Raw genomic sequence first — 22161 nt, 5'->3', positions numbered from 1 at the left:
ATAACGTATGAATAAAAATAATAGAGTTGTTATAACGGGTATCGGAGCCTTATCTCCAATTGGTAACGATGCTAAAACAACATGGGACAATGCACTAAAAGGTGTTAACGGTATAGATAAAATCACAAGAATAGATACTGATGATTATAATGTACATCTTGCTGGTGAATTGAAAGATTTTAATATAGAAGACCACATTGATAGAAAAGAAGCTCGCCGTATGGATCGGTTTACACAATACGCGGTGGTTGCTGCAAGAGAAGCGGTTAAAGATGCACAATTAAATATTAATGAAAAAAATGCCGACCGTATTGGTGTATGGATTGGTTCTGGTATCGGTGGTATGGAAACTTTCGAAGTTGCACATACAACACTTGTAGAAAGAGGACCACGTCGAGTAAGTCCATTTTTCGTTCCAATGTTAATTCCTGATATGGCTACTGGTCAAGTTTCTATTGATTTAGGTGCCAAAGGGCCCAATGGTTCTACAGTAACAGCTTGTGCTACGGGGACTAACTCAATAGGTGAGGCATTTAAAATTATTCAACGTGGTGATGCAGATGCAATGGTGACTGGTGGAACAGAGGCACCTATTACACATATGGCAATCGCAGGGTTTAGTGCAAGTCGTGCATTATCTACAAACAATGACCCTGAAACAGCTTGTCGACCATTCCAAGAAGGCCGTGATGGCTTTGTTATGGGTGAAGGGGCAGGTATTGTTGTACTTGAATCATTAGATTCAGCTAAAGAGAGAGGCGCTGAAATTTACGCTGAAGTTGTAGGTTATGGTTCCTCTGGCGATGCACATCATATTACAGCACCTGCGCCTGAAGGTGAAGGTGGCTCACGAGCTATGCAAGCTGCTTTAGATGATGCTGGAATCAAAGCTCAAGATGTACAGTATTTAAATGCACATGGCACAAGTACACCTGTTGGAGATTTATATGAGGTTCAAGCGATTAAAAATACATTCGGTGATGCTGCGAAGTCATTAAAAGTAAGTTCAACTAAATCAATGACTGGACATTTATTAGGTGCTACAGGTGGAATTGAAGCTATTTTTTCTGCGCTATCAATTCGTGATTCAAAGGTAGCCCCTACAATACATGCAATCACACCAGACGAAGAATGTGATTTGGACATTGTTCCGAATGTAGCCCAAGACTTAGACATTACCTATGCAATGAGTAATAGTTTAGGATTTGGTGGACATAATGCAGTGTTAGTATTTAAAAAATTTGAAGACTAAAATTAAATAAATGTAAACAAAAATCTTCAAGTGATGAGTTATTAATTTAGCTACTCACTTGAAGATTTTTTTATATTAATAAAGATACTCCGATACTCACAATTATATAAGTGAGGTTAATAATCAATGTTGGAACTACCCATGGGGAAATAATATAACTTTCTTTTTTAACTTTTTGTGGATTGAAAAAGTGGTCATTTTTCATCATACGTTTTCTCTTAGTTGAGGAAAGTTGATACTTTAAACGACGAAATCCAAAACTTGTAGCATCAAATATTCCTTCTTGAATGAGTAAAATAAGGAAAGCAATTATAAAAATAATGAATGATGTATAAAATAAGATATTGATTAAATTTATAAAGTGATTTGAATAAAATAACCATATAATTATTGATAAAACTGGCGTAAATAATGACGAAATCAAATAAGAATTTATGGACATTAATGAAACCTCCTATCTATGCTAAATGTATTTTAACTTAATATTAGAAAAGGGTAGATTTTTATATTGCAAAAGTAAGAGAATAAAACAAAAAAAGTCATTTATCTATATTTACTATAGTACTGTAATGCAAAATGATATTGCAATTGTATAAATATTATAGATATAATAAAGATTAATATTTCTGAAAATTATGAAGGGAATGTCAATTTTGAATATTCTTTAATTTAGGAGGGTGTATATGACTAAATATGTGTTGAAACGATTGTGTTATATGTTTGTGTCGTTATTTATTGTTATAACAATTACATTTTTCTTAATGAAATTAATGCCAGGATCTCCGTTTAATGACACAAAACTTAATGCGCAACAAAAAGAAATATTAAATGAAAAGTACGGTTTGAATGATCCAGTAGCATTACAATATGTTAATTATTTGAAAAATGTAGTAACAGGTGATTTTGGCAACTCATTTCAATATCATAATATGCCAGTGTGGGATTTAGTTAAACCACGATTGATACCTTCAATGGAGATGGGAATAACAGCTATGGTTATTGGTGTTGTTTTAGGTTTAGTATTAGGTGTTGCTGCTGCTACTAAACAAAATACATGGGTAGACTATACAACAACAATTATCTCTGTTATCGCAGTATCAGTGCCGTCATTTGTCTTAGCAGTTTTATTGCAGTATGTATTTGCAGTTAAGTTAGAATGGTTTCCAGTTGCAGGATGGGAAGGTTTTTCTACAGCTATTTTACCTTCTCTAGCACTATCAGCTACAGTTTTAGCAACTGTTGCAAGATATATTAGAGCTGAAATGATTGAAGTACTCAGTTCAGATTACATACTTTTAGCTCGAGCTAAAGGAAATTCTACTTTAAAAGTGCTCTTTGGACATGCATTACGAAATGCATTAATTCCTATTATTACAATCATTGTACCTATGTTAGCAGGTATATTAACAGGAACATTAACAATTGAAAATATCTTTGGTGTTCCAGGATTAGGTGATCAATTTGTTCGTTCTATAACTACAAATGATTTTTCAGTCATCATGGCTACAACGATATTATTCAGTACTTTATTTATTGTTTCGATCTTTATTGTAGACATTTTATATGGTGTTATCGATCCAAGAATTCGTGTACAAGGGGGCAAGAAATAATGAGTAATAAAGAAGATGTTACAAACATTAATGGCGATATTTCTAATGCAACGATGTCACATACAAGTAATGATATTTCGAATACAGATTTTATTATTAGAGATTTAGACTTGAATCAAGAGCCAGAAATGCCACGTCAAAGTAAGAATTTTTGGCAAGATGCTTGGTCACAATTGAAACGTAATAAATTAGCAGTAATCGGAATGATAGGTTTGTTGCTTATAGTTATTATGGCATTTATAGGACCATTAATGAATAAACACGATTTTGCTGAGCAGAATGTTGATCATCGTAATCTCCCAGCAAAAATACCATTATTAGATCATGTTTCATTTTTACCTTTTGACGGTAAAGGTACGGACGGTAAAAATGCTTACAAAGAAGCAGGTGCGAAAGAAAACTATTGGTTTGGTACTGATCAACTTGGACGTGATTTATGGACACGTACTTGGAAAGGTGCTCAAATTTCACTTTATATTGGTGTAGTTGCTGCATTATTAGATATTTGTATTGGCGTTGTATATGGAGCCGTTTCTGGTTTCTTTGGAGGCAGGGTAGATGATGTGATGCAAAGGATTTTAGAAATTATTGCTTCTATACCCAATTTAATTGTCGTTATTTTATTCGTACTTATTTTTGAACCATCAATTTGGACTATTATATTAGCTATGTCAATTACTGGCTGGCTGGGGATGAGTAGAGTGGTACGTGGAGAATTTTTAAAATTGAAAAATCAAGAATTTGTTTTGGCATCTCAAACATTGGGTGCTTCTAAATTCAAGTTAATCTTTAAACATATATTACCTAACACATTAGGAGCAATTGTCGTTACATCAATGTTTACTGTTCCAAGTGCAATATTTTTCGAAGCATTTTTAAGCTTTATTGGAATAGGGGTGCCTGCGCCTAAGACGTCATTAGGATCTCTTGTCAATGATGGGCGTGCAATGTTGTTGATACATCCTCATGAATTATTTATTCCAGCAATCATTTTAAGTTTATTGATTTTATTCTTCTATCTATTTAGTGATGGACTACGTGATGCATTCGACCCAAAAATGCGAAAATAAAGGAGGTAAAAGTAATGACAGAAACGGTATTAGAAGTAAATGATTTGCACGTTTCCTTTGATATTGCTGCAGGAGAAGTGCAAGCTGTCAGAGGCGTGGATTTTCATTTAAATAAAGGGGAAACGTTAGCCATTGTTGGAGAATCTGGATCTGGAAAATCTGTAACAACTAAGGCAATTACAAAACTTTTTCAAAAGGATACAGGAAGAATAAAAAAGGGAGAAATCTTATTTTTAGGTGAGGACTTAGCTCAGAAAAGTGAAAAAGAACTGATACAGCTAAGAGGTCGAGATATTTCAATGATATTTCAGGATCCTATGACTTCTTTAAATCCAACAATGCAAATCGGAAAGCAAGTCATGGAACCTTTGATTAAACATAAGAAATTAAGTAAAGCAAAGGCCAAGCAAAGAGCATTGGAAATTTTGAATTTAGTTGGGTTACCTCGTGCTGAAAAACGATTTAAAGCTTATCCACATCAATTTTCAGGAGGACAACGTCAGAGAATAGTTATTGCAATAGCATTGGCATGTGAGCCTAAAATATTAATTGCTGATGAGCCTACAACTGCTTTAGATGTGACAATGCAGGCTCAAATTTTAGATCTTATGAAAGAACTACAAAATAAGATTGAAACTTCAATTATCTTTATTACGCATGATTTAGGCGTTGTAGCAAATATTGCGGACAAAGTAGCCGTAATGTATGGGGGACAGATGGTTGAAACAGGGGATGTGAATGAAATATTTTATGATCCTAAACATCCCTATACCTGGGGATTGCTTTCTTCAATGCCTGATTTAACAACCAGTAATGACACGGACTTAATTGCAATTCCAGGTACACCACCAGATTTACTTCATCCACCAATTGGTGATGCTTTCGCACGTAGAAGTCGATATGCTTTAGATATTGATTTTAAAGAAGAACCACCTTGGTTCAAAATTTCACCCACACATTTTGTTAAATCTTGGTTATTAGATGCAAGAGCTCCAAAAGTTACGCCACCTTCAATGGTTCAAAAACGATTAAGAACAATGCCAAGTAATTATGAACAACCACATAGAGTAGAGAGGGTGGCTTTTAATGAGTAATGAAAATGTATTATTACAAGTTAAAAATTTAAAACAGTATTTTAATCAAGGTAAACATAATGAAGTTAAAGCGATTGATAATATAAGTTTTGATGTTTATAAAGGGGAAACTTTAGGCCTAGTAGGAGAGTCTGGATGTGGTAAATCAACGACTGGAAAAGCCATTATCAAATTAAATGATATTACTGATGGCGCAATCGAGTATGATGGTAAAGATATTCATCAAATTAGAAAACGTAAAGAGCGATTGAAGTTTAATAAGAAAATTCAAATGATATTTCAAGATCCTTATGCATCTCTAAATCCTCGGTTAAAGGTAATGGATATCGTAGCTGAAGGAATAGATATTCACAAACTTGCTAGTAGTCAGCGTGATCGAAAGAAACGTGTATACGACCTTTTAGAAACAGTTGGTTTAGGTAAAGAACACGCGAATCGTTACCCACATGAGTTTTCAGGCGGACAAAGACAACGTATTGGTATCGCACGTGCATTAGCTGTAGAGCCAGAATTTATTATTGCAGATGAACCGATATCAGCATTAGATGTATCGATTCAAGCTCAAGTCGTTAATCTTTTATTAAAGCTACAACGTGAACGTGATATTACTTTATTGTTTATTGCTCATGATTTATCAATGGTGAAATATATTTCCGATAGAATTGCAGTGATGCACTTCGGTAAAATTGTAGAAATTGGACCGGCTGATGATATTTATAATTATCCATTACATGATTATACTAAGTCATTATTAAGTGCCATTCCACAGCCTGATCCTGATGTTGAGAGAAATCGTCAACGTGTTTTATATCATGAAGATGCAACGCTTAATGAAGAACGTCAATTAAATGAAATTAGACCACAACATTATGTATTTTCTACTCAAAACGAAGCAGTTAAATTGAAACAAAAGTATGGTTTGTCTGTTTAATAAGTTAAGAAAGGAGGAATTAAAGGATGAAAGGTTTTAAAGTCTTAATTATTTTATTAAGTGTATGCATAATTTTATCTGCTTGTAGTAATAAGCAGAGTTTATATTCAGACCAGGGGCAAGTTTTTAGGAAGGTAATCACACAAGATATGACTACACTAGATACAGCTTTAATTACAGATGCTGTTTCTGGTGATATAGCAGCTCAAGCTTTTGAAGGATTATATACTTTAAATAAAGAAGACAAAGCTGAACCAGCTATTGCTAAATCTTTTCCAAAGAAAAGTAATGGTGGCAAAACACTTACGATTAATTTAAGAAAAAATGCAAAATGGTCCAATGGAGATTCGGTAACTGCATATGACTTCGTATATGCGTGGAGAAAGGTAGTTAATCCTAAGACGGCTTCTGAGTTTGCATACATAATGAGCGATATAAAAAATGCAGATGAAGTTAATGCAGGTAAAAAATCAGTCAAGGATTTGGGTATCAAGGCTATAGGTAAATATAAATTACAAGTAGATTTAGAAAGACCTGTACCTTATATTAATGAACTATTAGCACTTAATACATTTAATCCTCAAAATGAGAAAGTTGCTAAAAAGTTTGGAGAACAATATGGTACAACTGCTGAAAAAGCAGTGTACAATGGACCATTTGAAGTAACAAATTGGAAAGTGGAAGATAAAATTCAATTAGTTAAAAATGAACAATATTGGGATAAGAAGAATGTAAAATTAGATAAAGTGAACTATAAAGTATTAAAAGATCAACAAGCAGGTGCATCGTTATATGATACTGGCTCGGTCGATGATACTATTATAACTTCTGAACAAGTTGATAAATATAGAGGAGAATCTGCTTTGAATTATCGTTTAACAGCAGCAACATTCTTTATTAAAATGAATCAAAAAACAGTTCCTGAATTTAAAAATAAGCATTTAAGATTGGCTATATCTCAAGCAATAAATAAAAAAGGGTATGTCAATTCTGTTTTAAATGATGGTTCGCTACCATCAAATAATTTTACTGGAGTAGGAACTGCCGATACACCGGATGGCAAAGATTTTGCAAGAACCATCAAATCACCATTAAAATTCAACCCTGATTTAGCGAAAAAGAATTGGAGAGAAGCACAAAAAGAATTAGGAAAAAATAAATTTACTTTTACGATGAACACACAGGATACACCTGCTTCAAAAATTGCTGCCGAATATATAAAATCTCAAATTGAAAGTCATTTGCCAGGTGTGACACTCAAAATTAAACAAATGCCATTTAAACAAAAAACTACTTTAGAATTAGCAAATAACTATGAAGCAAGTTATTCAGGGTGGAGTCCTGATTATCCTGACCCAACAGCATTTCTTCAAACAATGACAAAAAATAATGCACAGAATAATACAGATTGGAGTAATAAAGAATACGATCAATTACTCAAAGATGCTAACAGCAAGCTTTTACGAAAGCCAGGTGAACGTAATACCTCATTACAAAAAGCGGAATATATCTTATTACATGAAGCGCCAGTCGCTCCTGTTTATCAAAAAGGAGAAGCACACTTAACGAATCCGCAAGTAAAAGGATTACAATATCACAAAGTAGGGCCTGAAACGACGCTTAAACATGTCTATATTGATAAATCAATCAATAGGGAGACAGGTAAATAGAAGTATAAAAATGCCTCGAAAATTATTTTCGAGGCATTATTTGTATATTATATAGTATTATCTTTTTCGACCTAAGCCCATTGCTTTTTCCATTTTTTTCAATGTTTTAAATGAAGCTTTTTGAGCTTTTTCTTTACCTTTATCTAGAATATCATCTAGGTCATCAGAATTATAAAAGCTTGCATATTTTTCTTGGAAATTAATAAGAAAATCTTTAACGATTTCCGATAAATCACCTTTAAATTTACCGTAACCTTCACCTTCATATTTAGATTCAATATTCTTAATAGATTCATTAGTTAGACCAGAATATATTGAAAGTAAATTTGAAATGCCTGGTTTATTCTCACGATCAAATTTTATTATACCGTCAGAGTCTGTTACAGCGCTTTTAATTTTTTTGGCAGCTACATGAGGTTCATCCAATAAAGAAATGAAATTCTTCTGATTATCATCACTTTTACTCATTTTTTTAGTAGGATCTTGTAAACTCATCACACGCCCACCAACTTTAGGCATTCGTACCTCTGGTTTTACTAATACATCGTTATATCTACTATTGAAACGATCTACTAAATTACGTGTCAGTTCCATATGCTGTTTTTGATCATCACCAACAGGGACAATGTTAGTGTTGTAAATCACGATATCAGCCGCCATCAATGGTGGATAAGTGAGTAGACCAGCAGGCACTCCATCTGCGCGTTTCTGAGCTTTGTCTTTAAACTGAGTCATACGTTCCAATTCACCAATAGAAGCTATTGTTGTAAGCATCCAACCAGCTTGCACGTGTGCAGGGACTTCAGATTGAATAAATAAAGTCGATTTATCTGGATCAATACCTGTTGCCAAATAAATTGCTGCGAGTTGACGTATTTGTTTGCGTAATTTTAAGCGATCTTGTGGTACCGTTATTGCATGTTGGTCTACGATACAGAAAAAACATTCATAGTCATCTTGAACATCTACAAATTGTTTTAATGCACCAATGTAGTTACCAATTGTTGGAATACCACTTGGCTGAATTCCTGAGAATAAAGTTTCCATATTAGATGCCTACTTTCTAATTAATATTGTTTATGTAACATTATAACAGTATTTCGTTAATTTGTAAGTTGTGTTAAAATATCAATATCTGGGTATATCGTTAAAGAGAGATATACATTTTTATTTATTTTTAAGATTTCTCAGAAAAATTAGGTTTTTCTCATTTAATTTTAATCTTAGCCATTTATAATAATAAGTGTAAGATTAAGAAAGCTAAAAACTTAATTTCTTTAATTAACAAATAATTTTAAAATAATGAATTAAATTCATTCTATAGGAGAGTGAGATGTATGGTAACATTATTTACTTCACCAAGTTGCACATCTTGCCGTAAAGCGAAAGCATGGTTACAAGAACATGATATTCCGTATACGGAGCGTAACATTTTTTCTGAACATTTAACAATTGATGAAATTAAACAAATTTTAAAAATGACTGAAGATGGAACTGACGAAATTATTTCAACACGTTCTAAGACATATCAAAAATTGAATGTAGATATAGATTCATTACCATTACAAGATTTATACTCAATCATTCAAGATAATCCTGGCTTGTTACGTCGTCCAATTATTTTAGATGATAAACGTTTACAAGTTGGATACAACGAAGATGAAATTCGTCGTTTCCTACCACGAAAAGTACGTACGTTCCAATTACAAGAAGCGCAACGTTTAGTTGATTAATAATAATATTAACAACTTCCTTGAAAGATATTTGAGAGTGGAATAGAATTCTTGCTGATTTCGTTCTTCCACTTTGGTAACGAAGAATCGTGTTGAACAACGCTTAACATATGCGTATTAACAATTTAGTCATCGATTGCCATTCGTTAAAGTATGCCTAGGACATTTTTCGTCCTAGGCTCTTTTATATATAATCTTATTTAAAGTAAGTTTTTTGTTAATAAAACAGGGAATATGTTAAAATAGATGTCCAAATGAATAATAGTTAAATTTAATCAAACAAATAAATTGTAATTTAACCTCCGTTCTAATACAATATGGTTACTATTCATCGACTGTAAGGAGTGAGATGATATGAGAATAGAACGTGTTGATGATACAACAGTAAAATTGTTTATAACATATAGTGACATTGAAGCACGTGGTTTTAGTCGTGAAGACCTATGGAGTAACCGTAAACGTGGTGAAGAGTTTTTCTGGTCAATGATGGATGAAATTAATGAAGAAGAGGATTTTGTAGTTGAAGGTCCACTTTGGATTCAAGTACACGCTTTTGAAAAGGGCGTGGAAGTAACGATTTCTAAATCAAAAAATGAAGATGCTATGAATATGTCAGATGATGATACAAATCATCAATTTGATGATCAGGTAAATGAATTATTGGCTCAAACACTTGAAGGTGAAGAAAGTTTAGAAGATTTATTTGAACAACGTAAACAACAAAAGAAAAACCATCAAGATAAACAACAAAGACGTGCGCATAAGCCATCAAATGTGAGAAATATTATAGTGAAGTTTGACGATTTAGAGCAAGTTATCGACTATGCTTATCATAATAATCAAAACACTGATGAATTTGAAGATTTATTATATATGATTGATAATAAATATTATTACTCAATTCATTTTGATGATTCAGTTTCACAAGAGATGATTAACGATAGTTATAGTCAGTTATTGGAGTTTGCATATCCAACTGATAAAACAAATATTTATTTAAACGACTACGCTAAGATTATTATGAGTCACAATGTTACTTCTCAAGTACGTAAATACTTTACTGATACAAACGAATAATAATGATTTAAAAGGTGCCATTGGGCACCTTTTTTTATTTTAAAAAGTAAAACTATGCTGTACTCCGTTATTAATAATGGGGTGAGGAGATGTTAATGGCAATCAATCAGCAAGGTCAGAAAATTTTAGCGCAACATGCAAACAAATTTGATAAATATCAATGTCCTCACTGTAAGTCTGAGGTGATACTCAAACAAGGGATGACTTTAATAGCTCACTTTGCGCATAAAACACGTTTTAATCACCACTGTTCAAAGTCAGAATCAGTTGAACATTATGAAGCAAAGTTATATTTAGCAAGAATTTATAAAGCATTGAATTTTAACGTGGAAATTGAACCTTATTACAAAGAAGTTTTGCAATATCCAGATATTGTGATCAATCAAGAAAATGCAATTGAAGTTCAATTTTCTAAAATAAGTATCAGTAAAATTATTCGCCGAACAACTGGTTTAAAGCGAATAGGTTTGAATGTGATTTGGATTATTAAAGATGTTCCTTTGAAATATAAATACGTTAAATTATCACCATTTCAAAGTGCTTTTATTCATCCAATTAATAGAACATTAGTAACATGGGATTCCAAAAAGTTTGTATTAATATTATATAGTCAACTTCAACATGTAGGCGGTAAAAATTTTGTTGCTCAAAGAAAAGTTTTAAAATTTGAAGATATAATAAATATGACTTTTCAATCAAATAATGTTCCCAATTTTAGGTTATCTGCTTCTAATATACAACGTTATATAAACTATTGTAGAAAGCGTCACAGTGTTTTAGAACCTACACTCAGTGCCATGTATCAATTAAATATGTATGATTCTGATGTAATTTCTAAATTAGGATATGTTGTACCACATCAAATATATTTAATAACGCATCCAATAGAATGGCAATTAAAATATTTGTTGCTAAGAAGAACATTAAATGACAACGAATTATGTAAACAACTTCTTAGTCAAGTGAAGTTTAGGGTGTTTGCAACGTTTCAATACGACAAACGTCAAATATTAAGCACTATTTTACGTGAATTTGATTATTTATATGAACACGAAAGCTTAAACGTGCAAAAGTAGTGCTAAAATGAGAAAATTAAGCTATTCAGATTATTAAGGAGGTTTACATTATGAGTCAACAATTAACAAGAGAAGAACAGGAACGTAAATATCCTGAATATACATGGGATTTAACAACTATTTTTAAAAGTGATGAAGCATTTGAAGAAGCTTTTAAAAGTATTGAAGCTAAAATAGGTGAAGAAGAAAAATTTAAAGGTCATCTTGGTGAAAGTGCTGAAACATTATATGAAGCGCTAAGTCTTGAAGACGAGTTAGGTACAAAATTAGAAAAGGTATATGTATACGCACATTTAAAACAAGATCAAGATACTGCAAATGATAAATATACCGGTTTAGAAGCGCGTGCACATCAACTTGTTATTAAATATAGCTCTGCATGGAGTTTTTTAGTACCTGAAATTTTACAACTAGATGAAGCTACTATTCAATCTTTTATCGATTCTAATGATGATTTAAAACGATATGAATTCGATTTGAAATTGATTAATGAGAAACGTCCACATATATTAGATGCGAATACAGAAAAGTTATTAACAGAAGCACAAGACGCACTTTCAACGCCTTCTAATGTATATGGAATGTTCAGCAATGCAGATTTAGAATTTGAAGATGCTATAGATAAAGATGGTCAAGCTTATCCTTTAACACAAGGTACATTTATCAAGTATTTAGAGTCTGATGATCGTGAGTTAAGAGCTTCTGCTTTTAGAAATGTTTATAAAGCATACGGTGCGCATAATAACACGCTAGGTGCTACTTTAGCTGGTGAGGTTAAGAAAAATGTATTTAATGCTAGAACTCATCATTATCGTTCAGCACGTGAAAGAGCTTTAAGTAATAATCATATTCCAGAAGCTGTTTACGATAACTTAATCAAAACGGTCCATAAATACTTACCTTTATTACACAGATACACGAAGCTTAGACAAGAGTTACTAGGTTTAGACGATTTAAAAATGTATGATCTTTATACACCTCTTGTTAAAGATGTCAAATTTGAAATGCCATATGAAGAGGCAAAATCCTGGATGTTAAAAGCACTTGAGCCAATGGGAGAAGAATACTTAAACGTGGTTAAGGAAGGTCTAGATAACCGTTGGGTCGATGTATATGAAAATAAAGGTAAACGTTCAGGCGGATATTCATCCGGTGGACATTTAACTAATCCTTTCATTTTACTTAACTGGTCAGACACTGTTTCTGATTTATATACTTTAGTACATGAATTTGGTCACTCTGCACATAGTTACTTTAGTAGACAGAATCAACCATCAAATTTAAGCGATTATACAATCTTTGTCGCTGAGGTAGCATCAACTTGTAATGAGGCTTTACTTAGTGACTACATGGACAAACATTTAGATGATGAACGACGTCTATTGTTACTTAACCAAGAATTAGAACGATTTAGAGCAACACTATTCCGTCAAACAATGTTTGCTGAATTTGAACATAAAATACATCAAATAGAAGAAGCTGGGGAGCCGTTAACGCCAAATCGTATGAATGAAGAATATGCTAAACTGAACAAACTATATTTTGGTGAAGCAGTAGAAACTGACGATGATATTAGTAAAGAATGGTCACGTATTCCTCATTTCTATATGAATTATTATGTATATCAATACGCAACTGGTTATAGTGCAGCTCAAAGTTTAAGTCATCAAATTTTAACTGAGGGTCAACCTGCTGTTGAACGATATATCAATGAATTCTTAAAAAAGGGTAGCTCAAACTATCCGATTGAAATTTTAAAAAATGCAGGTGTTGACATGACAACACCTCAACCAATAGAGGAAGCTTGTGAAGTATTCGAACAAAAATTAGATGCTTTTGAAAAGTTAATGAAAGCTTAGTAGAATTAAATTCGCTTACAATATGAACAGATTGTGACAATTTAATTTTATGAATAAACAAGGGTTGAAAAGGATATTTTACCGTGTTATATTATGAACATGAAATTAATCACATAACAAACATACCCCTTTGTTTGAAGTGAAAAATTTCTCCCATCCCCTTTGTTTAGCGTCGTGTAATCAGACACGGCGTTTTTTTATTTGCAAATTTTTAAAGTGAATTTAAAAATTATTGCTATACATGATATATACATTATTGTGTATATTTTTAATAAAAAATAAATCAGTAAATATTAAAAATCGCCTATGACAACTATTCACGTCATAGGCGATTTTTTTAAATTATAGATAACTGAGTTAAACATAAATGTGAATTCTTCTTTTTATACTCGAGAGTCCACGCTATCGTAATTAAGATATAATTTTCAAAATGAAATTTGTATAGCTCTCATCATATCTATCATTAACACTGAGGCATTTTAGATTTCCAAAATTCTCCCTCTGGATATTGCAACTTTTCAACTTTTTGTTGAAGTGTGAGTTTCTTTAATTCTTTATTTAGCAATTTTTCAGGCCATTCATAGATCGTTAAAAGTTCTTCCATTGTTACTAGTTGTTTCTTTTGAATGTAGTATTCTAATTTTGGAGGAAGATTTTTCTCTATAGGTTGTCCCATTAACTCATTAATAATGTAAGTATAAATATGATAAGGATATAATCCTTCGACTTTTAAACCTTCTTCATGAACATTTTCGCTGAAAAAAACAAGTGAGGGAGCTTGTTCTATTTCCATTTCTCTTGCAATGTGAAGATCAACTTTCAAGCTGTCAGTCAACTTGTCCTTTTGCAAGTCTTCTTTAAAAACTTGATAGTCAATGCCGGCATTATTAATACAATCAGAAATCATATCTTCGGTAATAATATCACGTTTTGGAATGATTTCATTTTGCATTAAATGTATAAATCTTTCTGCTCTGATACGACCTTGAAGTTCAGCGGCTTTATAGGCAAGTGCAATATTGTCAAAATCTGAAGTACTTTGAGCTTGACACTTAGTTAATACCTTTAAAGAAGGGTTTAAAATATGTCTTACCTTTATATATTTATTATATTCAATTCTTAATTTTGATAAGATTGCAGATAATTTAAAACAATCTTTGCTAAAAGGATCAAAAAAAGAATAGATTTCTATTTTGCTAACAGGTGATAGATTAGTATCTTCACGACTCTTATTCTCCATGATTCTTAATTCTTCAGCCATGTATTTTCACCTACAATTAAATTTAGGAATTTACCATGTGATTTGCAGTAAGTCTTAATCGCTCAAACAAGTAATCGCCTACACCCGCAGGAAGTTTGGCGTGTTGAATAGCAGTATGCATGTTCTCAAGCCATGCATCACGTTCATACTCGCTAATTGTAAATTCCATATGTCTTCGTTTTAACATGGGATGACCATGTTCTTGGGTATATAAGTCAGGACCTCCAAGAAACTGTGTCAAAAATTGCTTCTGCTTTCGACTGGTTTCCTTGAAATCGCCTGGGAATAAATGATTGATACGAGAATCTTTCTCGACAAGTTGATAGAAATGATCAATCATTTGATACAAGGCTTTTTGACCAATCAACTCATATGGTGTTTTAGACATAATATCACCGTGTTCCATTAATATATATCTAATATAACATGAATTTTTACATTTAAAAGTAATTTGCCTTATCGACAACTGTTACTCTTTATCACTTGCATTTTGTTTTTCTTGAAAAAAACGTTGCACTTTATTCAAGGGTTTTTGATGTTGAAGATTAAAATGTTGAAGTAAAGTTTTAAATTTTGAATATCCTTCATCATAAGAATGAACTTCAAACTCTAATTCATAATCAGTTTTGCCGAGATATTCACTCTTATCTAATACTAGTAATTCATTTTGATAATCGGTTTCTAAACGATAGGTAGTTAAGTTTCCTAGTACTTTAAGCTCATTTTCTAAAATATTAAAGTCCTGTTCTAAAATATTTCTAATATCGTTGGGTAATTGAGAAAGTTGAAGTGACATATCAAGTTCAGGTTCTATATTTACTGAGTGATTATATTCTGTCAATCCAACTTCAGCAGGGACTTTTAAAGTCATTTCAAACATATAATCTTTTACCCTTATACGCAAAGCAGCATGATGCTGTTTTAATTTAAAATTCTCTGTGTCGATATAGAAATTAGTTTGCTTAAAAGGTGATTGATTTTTGAAATAGTGTTCATAGATTTTTGAGTAAGTATCTTGATCTAGTATTTGTTTAAATTCAATCTCATTATTCGTAGACATAAAAGTCACCTCTATCATGTTTTAGCTATTGTAAATTTAGCACGTCTTATTATGACGAATTTTGATTTATAATTAAAGTCAAACACTATAAGTAAAAGTTGAAACTTAAATTTACTAGGTTAGTTACATGATAAAAGGATTGTGGTGATCACTAAATCATCATAAAAGTATGAGTAATGATAACAGTAAAAACATGAGAGACTAGAAGATTTTTCTGTGAGTTGTAGCGTGTTTTGATAGGTTGTAATATGTTAAACTAGTATGGAATAAGGAGGAAACAAGCATGCGTATTTACATAAATGAAATTAAATTAAAAGATGATGGCGTTTATTGCTTCTCAGAAGAATCTACAGAGGGACTAGAAGAGGTAGGTCAAATGCTTGTTGATAGTGATAATTATGGTTTTGCTTATCTTTTAGATGATGGACAATCATATTCTTATTTGATTTTTGTTCAGGAAACATGGTCGATGTTGCATGAGAATAGAGATAAACGAATCATTATTAATAATCATTTAGAACTAAAGCATTTCCAAGAAGAATTAGATTATGTTTTGAATAACATAGAAGGAAACAATAACTATGGTAAGGAGTTTGTTTCAGCTGTTGAAAAAACTTTCGAACTAGAGTGAAGCGGAGTGAAACAAAATGAATCAGTGGGATCAATTTTTAACGCCATATAAGCAAGCTGTTGATGAGTTAAAAGTAAAACTTAAAGGATTAAGAAAACAATATGAAGTGGGAGAACATAATTCACCAATTGAATTTGTGACTGGAAGGGTAAAACCTATTTCAAGCGTTATAGACAAAGCGAACAAAAGGGGTATCCCTTTTGATTGTTTACATGAAGAAATGTACGATATAGCTGGTCTTAGAATTATGTGTCAATTCGTGGATGATATTGACATAGTTGTTGATATATTAAGACAACGTCAAGATTTCAAGGTTATAGAAGAAAGAGATTACATTCGAAATACAAAAGCAAGTGGCTATCGTTCTTATCACGTGATTATTAAATATCCTATTGAAACACTAAGTGGACAAAAGCACATCTTGGCTGAAATTCAAATCAGAACCTTAGCAATGAACTTCTGGGCTACAATCGAACATACATTAAGGTATAAATATGATGGGGCATACCCAGATGAGATTCAACATCGTTTAGAAAGAGCAGCAGAAGCGGCATATTTATTAGATGAAGAAATGTCCGAAATTAAAGATGAAATTCAAGAAGCTCAAAAGTATTACACGCAAAAACGTGCTAAGAAACATGAAAATGATTAATGAGGTGTAAATCATGCGTTATACAATCCTTACTAAAGGTGATTCAAAATCGAATGCATTAAAGCATAAAATGATCAATCATATGAAAGATTTTCAAATGGTAGAAGATAGCGAAAATCCTGAAATTGTCATTTCAGTTGGGGGAGATGGAACGTTACTACAAGCTTTCCATCAATATAGTCATATGTTATCCAAAGTTGCTTTTGTCGGGATACACACCGGTCATTTAGGATTTTATGCAGATTGGTTACCTCATGAAGTTGAAAAGCTTATTATTGAAATTAATAATTCGGAGTTTCAAGTTATTGAATATCCACTTTTAGAATTAATAGTCAGGTATAACGATAATGGTTATGAAACGAGATACCTTGCTTTAAATGAAGCAACAATGAAAACTGAAAATGGCTCAACATTGGTTGTAGACGTCAATATAAGAGGTAAACATTTCGAACGATTTAGAGGAGATGGGTTGTGTATATCTACACCTTCGGGTTCGACAGCTTATAATAAAGCTTTAGGTGGTGCGCTCATACATCCATCACTTGAAGCGATGCAAATTGCTGAAATTGCATCTATTAATAATAGAGTGTTTAGAACAGTTGGCTCGCCATTAGTACTTCCTAAACATCATACGTGTTTAATTACGCCGGTAAATCACGATACGATTAGAACCACAATCGATCATGTTAGCATTAAGCACAAAAACGTCAATGCAATACAGTATAGAGTTGCTAATGAGAAAGTGCGTTTTGCCAGATTTCGTCCATTTCCGTTTTGGAAAAGGGTACATGACTCATTTATTTCTAGTGATGATGAACGATGATTTTAACATATCAAATTGTACAGTCAGAACCAGTGAAAACTTTTTTGAAAAATCAAGATTATTCTAAACGCACGTTGAGCGCCATTAAATTAAATGGCGCTTTACTATTAAACGGTTCACCTGTAACTGTCAGACATGTTATGAACAAAGGTGATAGATTAGAAGTTCATTTTCCATGTGAAACACCAAGTGAGAATTTGATTCCATACGATAAGGAATTAGAAGTCATTTATGAGGATGCGTATTTGATAATTGTAAACAAGCCACAAATGCAAAATTGTGCACCTTCTAGAGAACATCCCCATGGCAGTTTAGTAGAACAAGTGCTTGCTTATTATACAAAAAAAGGCGAAAAAATAAATCCTCATATTGTGACTCGACTTGATCGAAATACTTCAGGTTTAGTTGTATTTGCTAAATTTGGGCATGTACATCATTTGTTTTCAAAGGTGAAATTTAAAAAAGAATATGTCGCCTTAGCCTATGGCCATACACAATCTTCAGGTGTTATTGAAGCGCCAATTGCAAGGCGGAGTGATAGTATCATTAAACGAGAAGTTAATGATAAGGGGAAGTATGCAAAAACAGTCTATCAAAGGCTTATGCAAAATGAGACTGCTAGTTTATGTAAGGTTAAATTGCTTACTGGAAGAACGCATCAAATTCGAGTTCACTTTGAGTATATTGGACATCCATTAATTGGTGATGATTTGTACGGTGGAAATCATCCTTGCGTTCATGGACAAGCGTTACATTGCTGTTCAGTTGAATTTATCCACCCCATATATAGATCTCATTACCTAATAAATGTTGACTACAAACAATTAATTAAATTATTCAACATGGTATAATAAATATGTTTTGGAGGTGTTAACATGTCTAACGAAACTGAAATGAAAGACAACGTTCGTGAAGACGTATATGATAAAGAATTATTTGATCTATTATTAGATCAAAATGATATAGATGAATTCAGAAAAGAATTTTTAGAATTACATAACTATGAACAAAGTGAATACTTTGAAGATACGGATGATGAAAATAGACAAAAAATATTTGAGTTTTTATCACCCAAAGAAGTAGCAAATTTCTTTGATCAATTAGACTTTGATGACGATGATTATGAGAGCCTTTTTGATAATATGGACGCTACCTATGCTAGTCATGTCTTAGAGGAAATGTCTTACGATAATGCAGTAGATATTTTAAATGAGTTATCTAAACCTAAAGTGGCGAGTTTGCTAACATTAATGAACAAAGATAAAGCTAATGAAATCAAAGCTTTATTACATTATGAAGAAGATACTGCCGGCGGTATAATGACTACGGAGTTTATCTCTTTAAAATCAACTACACCTGTTAAAGAAGCGTTAATTCACGTAAAAGAACAAGCGCCTGATGCTGAAACAATATATGTCATATTCGCAGTAAATGAAGATGAACAACTTGTTGGTGTTCTATCACTTAGAGATCTTATTGTAGCTGAGAATGATGCATACATTGAAGATGTTATGAGTGAACGTGTCATCAGTGCTAATGTCGGTGATGACCAAGAAGATATTGCTCAATTAATGAGAGACTATGATTTTATAGCTGTTCCAGTTGTAGATTATCAAAATCATTTACTAGGTATTATTACTATTGATGATATCCTGGATGTTATGGATGAAGAAGCAAGTGAAGACTACTCACGATTAGCTGGGGTATCTGACATAGATTCTACAAGTGACTCAGTGTTTAAAACGGCGAGTAAAAGGTTACCATGGCTCATTGTATTAACATTTTTGGGTATGATTACTGCTACAATATTAGGTAGTTTTGAAGATACTTTATCTCAAGTGGCATTACTTGCAGCATTTATTCCAATTATAAGTGGTATGTCAGGAAATTCTGGTACACAATCATTAGCCGTTTCTGTCCGTAATATATCTACTGGGGAAATAAATGAACAGAGTAAATTTAAGATTGCATTGCGAGAAGCGGGAAGTGGTTTATTATCTGGTATTGTATGTGCAGTTATCCTTTTCCTAATTATTGTCGTCATATTCAGACAACCGTTATTAGCTTTAATAGTAGGTGGAAGTTTGACATGCGCAATGACAGTAGGTACATTAGTTGGTTCAATGATTCCTTTAGTAATGAACAAATGTAAAATTGATCCTGCTGTTGCAAGTGGTCCTTTTATTACAACAATTAATGACATTGTGAGTATGCTTATTTATTTCGGATTAGCTACATCATTCATGTCATACCTAACATAAGGAGGTCATATGGAATTCTTATCTTTAGTTATAGTCGTCGTAGCTGCATTTATGACTCCGATCATTGTGCATCGTTTTAATATAAACTTTCTTCCTGTTGTTGTAGCTGAAATATTGATGGGGATAGTGATAGGTCACTCTTTTCTCAATTTAGTGGAAAGAGATGCATTCCTTAATATTTTATCTACGCTTGGGTTTATCTTTTTAATGTTTTTAAGTGGTCTAGAAATTGACTTTAATGCATTTAAAAAGGATTCACGTCCAAGACAAGGAGAAGATAAACATGAAAAGGATGTACCTGGGCATCTTAAACTGGCACTGACAGTATTTGCATTTATTATGATGATTTCGGTTGTTTTAGCTTTTGCATTTAAATGGTTAGGATTAGTTAATGATGTCCTTTTAATGGTGATCATCATTTCAACAATTTCTTTAGGAGTTGTAGTACCAACCCTTAAAGAAATGAACATTATGCGTACAACGATAGGACAATTTATTTTACTAGTAGCTGTATTAGCAGATTTATTTACCATGATTTTACTAACTGTTTATGGTGCTATTTATGGTGAAGGTGGTAGTACAATATGGCTTACAGGTATTTTAGTCGTATTTACAGTTGTCTTTTATGTAATCGGTGTGTTATTTAAACGTATGTCCTTCTTACAAAAGTTAATGGATGGTACAACGCAAATAGGTATAAGAGCAGTATTTGCACTTATTATTTTATTAGTAGCACTTGCTGAAGGTGTTGGTGCTGAATACATATTAGGTGCATTTCTTGCCGGTGTCGTTGTTTCTTTACTTAAACCTAATGAAGAGATGGTCGAAAAATTAGATTCCTTTGGTTATGGTTTCTTTATTCCAATTTTCTTTATCATGGTAGGTGTCGATTTAGATATCCCAAGTTTAATTAAAGAACCATCGTTGTTACTTATTATACCTGTACTCATTTTTTCATTTATTATTTCAAAATTGATACCAGTATTTTACATTAGACGCTGGTTTGACACTAAAACTACCATTGCATCTGCTTTCTTACTTACATCAACTTTATCACTTGTTATAGCTGCGGCTAAAATTGCTGAAAAATTAAAAGCGATTTCTCCGGAAACTTCAGGCATTTTAATTCTTAGTGCTGTGATTACATGTGTCTTCGTACCCGTGATATTCAAGAAGATGTTCCCAATTCCTAATGAAGTGGGACGCCGCATAGAAGTAAGTATGATTGGAAAGAATCAATTAACTATTCCAATAGCACAAAATTTAACTTCTCAATTATATGATATTTCTTTATACTATCGAAAAGATTTGAGTGATAGTAGAAAGCTCTCTGACGATATTACTATGATAGAAATAGCAGATTACGAAGAAGATTTATTAGAACGCTTGGGACTTTTCGAGCGAGATATTGTTGTATGTTCTACAAATGATGACCATATAAATAAAAGCGTTGCGTTAATGGCTAAAAAACATGGTGTTAAACGTGTTATATGTCGACTCGAAAGCACAAACGAAGATCCGACATTGAAACATCAAGGTATAGAGGTGTTTAGTAATTATTTAAGTAATAAAATCTTACTAAAAAGTTTAATAGAAACACCTAATATGCTGAATTTATTAAGTAATGTAGAAACATCTCTATATGAAATTCAAATGTTAAATTATCAGTATGAAAATATTCAATTACGTAATTTCCCATTTGGTGGCGATATTATTTTTGTTCGTATTATAAGAGATAACGATTCAATCGTACCTCATGGTGATACACAGTTACGATATAAAGATCGTTTGATTGTGACGGGAACTAAAGAATATGTAGATGAATTAAAGCAAGAATTGGAATTTTATTATTAAACACGGCATTGTTTATATACTATCAGGTTTCGATTATGTACGTTATTGTTAGTATTTATCTAAGATAAAAAGTTAAATGTATTTTAATAAGCTTCATAACTTAGAATAAATTGTTTAAAAGTTTTGTTTCTATGTTGACGTCGCTTTTCTGATAACAAAAAGTATTAAGCACTTTTAGTCAGTTGCTTAATACTTTTTTTTAACATCAAAAGGCTACTCTTCTAATGTTGAAATTATAGTGAAAAGT

General features: G+C 32.3%; 21 protein-coding genes. 16 read left to right on the top strand and 5 right to left on the bottom strand.

Going from position 1 to position 22161, the window contains the following annotated elements; genetic code table 11:
- Positions 1-7 precede the first annotated feature (7 nt).
- The gene (gene fabF / locus FNL83_RS09075) at positions 8-1252 is read left to right on the top strand and encodes a beta-ketoacyl-ACP synthase II (protein WP_001829324.1); all 1245 of its coding nucleotides are present in this window, start codon (positions 8-10) and stop codon (positions 1250-1252) included.
- Positions 1253-1322: 70 nt separating this feature from the next.
- On the opposite strand, the gene FNL83_RS09070 is transcribed toward fabF, so the two are convergent.
- Positions 1323-1694, bottom strand: a complete 372-nt coding sequence (locus FNL83_RS09070) for a DUF3899 domain-containing protein (protein ID WP_002486011.1) — start codon at positions 1692-1694, stop codon at positions 1323-1325.
- Positions 1695-1935: 241 nt separating this feature from the next.
- On the opposite strand from FNL83_RS09070, the gene opp3b reads away from it, so the two are divergent.
- Genes opp3b through FNL83_RS09045 form a run of 5 tightly spaced genes read left to right on the top strand, consistent with a single transcriptional unit; the run spans position 1936 to position 7627 of the window.
- Positions 1936-2862 carry an oligopeptide ABC transporter permease gene (gene opp3b, locus FNL83_RS09065; RefSeq protein ID WP_001829338.1) on the top strand — a complete coding sequence of 309 codons (927 nt, stop codon included), beginning with the start codon at positions 1936-1938 and terminating at the stop codon, positions 2860-2862.
- Entirely contained in the window at positions 2862-3932 is a 1071-nt protein-coding gene (gene opp3C, locus FNL83_RS09060) for an oligopeptide ABC transporter permease (protein ID WP_001829251.1), read from the top strand. The genes opp3b and opp3C overlap by 1 nt, the downstream gene beginning before the upstream one ends.
- 14 nt (positions 3933-3946) lie before the next feature.
- Positions 3947-5026, top strand: a complete 1080-nt coding sequence (locus FNL83_RS09055) for an ABC transporter ATP-binding protein (protein ID WP_001829326.1) — start codon at positions 3947-3949, stop codon at positions 5024-5026.
- Positions 5019-5957, top strand: a complete 939-nt coding sequence (locus tag FNL83_RS09050) for an ABC transporter ATP-binding protein (RefSeq protein ID WP_001829319.1) — start codon at positions 5019-5021, stop codon at positions 5955-5957. Before FNL83_RS09055 ends, FNL83_RS09050 begins: the two co-directional genes overlap by 8 nt.
- A 26-nt stretch (positions 5958-5983) precedes the next feature.
- Positions 5984-7627, top strand: coding sequence for a peptide ABC transporter substrate-binding protein (locus FNL83_RS09045; RefSeq protein ID WP_001829253.1), 1644 nt, complete (start codon positions 5984-5986; stop codon positions 7625-7627).
- A 57-nt stretch (positions 7628-7684) separates the two neighbouring features.
- On the opposite strand, the gene trpS is transcribed toward FNL83_RS09045, so the two are convergent.
- Positions 7685-8674 (bottom strand): tryptophan--tRNA ligase, encoded by a 990-nt coding sequence (gene trpS / locus FNL83_RS09040; protein ID WP_001829285.1) that lies wholly within the window; start codon positions 8672-8674, stop codon positions 7685-7687.
- Positions 8675-8964: 290 nt separating this feature from the next.
- Here trpS and spxA point away from each other — a divergent pair, with 290 nt between their 5' ends.
- From spxA to pepF, 4 genes are all read left to right on the top strand, one after another.
- The gene (gene spxA, locus FNL83_RS09035) at positions 8965-9360 is read left to right on the top strand and encodes a transcriptional regulator SpxA (protein WP_001829294.1); all 396 of its coding nucleotides are present in this window, start codon (positions 8965-8967) and stop codon (positions 9358-9360) included.
- Positions 9361-9714: 354 nt separating this feature from the next.
- Positions 9715-10437, top strand: coding sequence for an adaptor protein MecA (gene mecA, locus FNL83_RS09030; protein ID WP_001829308.1), 723 nt, complete (start codon positions 9715-9717; stop codon positions 10435-10437).
- A 95-nt stretch (positions 10438-10532) separates the two neighbouring features.
- Positions 10533-11513 carry a competence protein CoiA gene (locus FNL83_RS09025; RefSeq protein WP_001829282.1) on the top strand — a complete coding sequence of 327 codons (981 nt, stop codon included), beginning with the start codon at positions 10533-10535 and terminating at the stop codon, positions 11511-11513.
- A gap of 50 nt (positions 11514-11563) precedes the next feature.
- A complete protein-coding gene (pepF, locus tag FNL83_RS09020; RefSeq protein WP_001829279.1) occupies positions 11564-13372 on the top strand; it encodes an oligoendopeptidase F in 1809 nt (602 codons plus the stop codon).
- A 463-nt stretch (positions 13373-13835) separates the two neighbouring features.
- Here pepF and yjbH read toward each other — a convergent pair whose 3' ends face one another.
- The 3 genes from yjbH to FNL83_RS09005 form a co-directional block, all read right to left on the bottom strand.
- The gene (gene yjbH / locus FNL83_RS09015) at positions 13836-14633 is read right to left on the bottom strand and encodes a protease adaptor protein YjbH (RefSeq protein WP_001829256.1); all 798 of its coding nucleotides are present in this window, start codon (positions 14631-14633) and stop codon (positions 13836-13838) included.
- Positions 14634-14655: 22 nt separating this feature from the next.
- The gene (locus FNL83_RS09010; RefSeq protein WP_002456103.1) at positions 14656-15021 is read right to left on the bottom strand and encodes a truncated hemoglobin YjbI; all 366 of its coding nucleotides are present in this window, start codon (positions 15019-15021) and stop codon (positions 14656-14658) included.
- Between the two features lie 81 nt (positions 15022-15102).
- On the bottom strand, positions 15103-15693 hold the full coding sequence (locus FNL83_RS09005) for a CYTH domain-containing protein (RefSeq protein ID WP_002456102.1): 591 nt from the start codon (positions 15691-15693) through the stop codon (positions 15103-15105).
- Positions 15694-15976: 283 nt separating this feature from the next.
- On the opposite strand from FNL83_RS09005, the gene FNL83_RS09000 reads away from it, so the two are divergent.
- Genes FNL83_RS09000 through FNL83_RS08975 form a run of 6 tightly spaced genes read left to right on the top strand, consistent with a single transcriptional unit; the run spans position 15977 to position 21914 of the window.
- Positions 15977-16324 (top strand): UPF0738 family protein, encoded by a 348-nt coding sequence (locus FNL83_RS09000; protein ID WP_001829330.1) that lies wholly within the window; start codon positions 15977-15979, stop codon positions 16322-16324.
- Positions 16325-16340: 16 nt separating this feature from the next.
- Entirely contained in the window at positions 16341-16976 is a 636-nt protein-coding gene (locus tag FNL83_RS08995) for a GTP diphosphokinase (RefSeq protein ID WP_001829266.1), read from the top strand.
- Positions 16977-16989: 13 nt separating this feature from the next.
- Positions 16990-17799, top strand: a complete 810-nt coding sequence (locus FNL83_RS08990) for an NAD kinase (protein ID WP_001829306.1) — start codon at positions 16990-16992, stop codon at positions 17797-17799.
- Positions 17796-18650 (top strand): RluA family pseudouridine synthase, encoded by an 855-nt coding sequence (locus tag FNL83_RS08985; protein WP_001829311.1) that lies wholly within the window; start codon positions 17796-17798, stop codon positions 18648-18650. Before FNL83_RS08990 ends, FNL83_RS08985 begins: the two co-directional genes overlap by 4 nt.
- 24 nt (positions 18651-18674) lie before the next feature.
- Positions 18675-20060 carry a magnesium transporter gene (gene mgtE / locus FNL83_RS08980; RefSeq protein ID WP_002489838.1) on the top strand — a complete coding sequence of 462 codons (1386 nt, stop codon included), beginning with the start codon at positions 18675-18677 and terminating at the stop codon, positions 20058-20060.
- 9 nt (positions 20061-20069) lie between these two features.
- Complete coding sequence (locus FNL83_RS08975; protein ID WP_001832661.1) at positions 20070-21914, top strand: monovalent cation:proton antiporter family protein; 1845 nt, start codon at positions 20070-20072, stop codon at positions 21912-21914.
- The last annotated feature ends 247 nt before the right edge of the window (positions 21915-22161 follow it).

It is taken from the genome of Staphylococcus epidermidis, from assembly GCF_006742205.1.
In the GTDB taxonomy this organism is placed as follows: Bacteria; Bacillota; Bacilli; order Staphylococcales; family Staphylococcaceae; genus Staphylococcus; species Staphylococcus epidermidis.
Note: the sequence above shows the minus strand (reverse complement) of the source record. Positions and strands in the feature narration are given on the sequence as shown.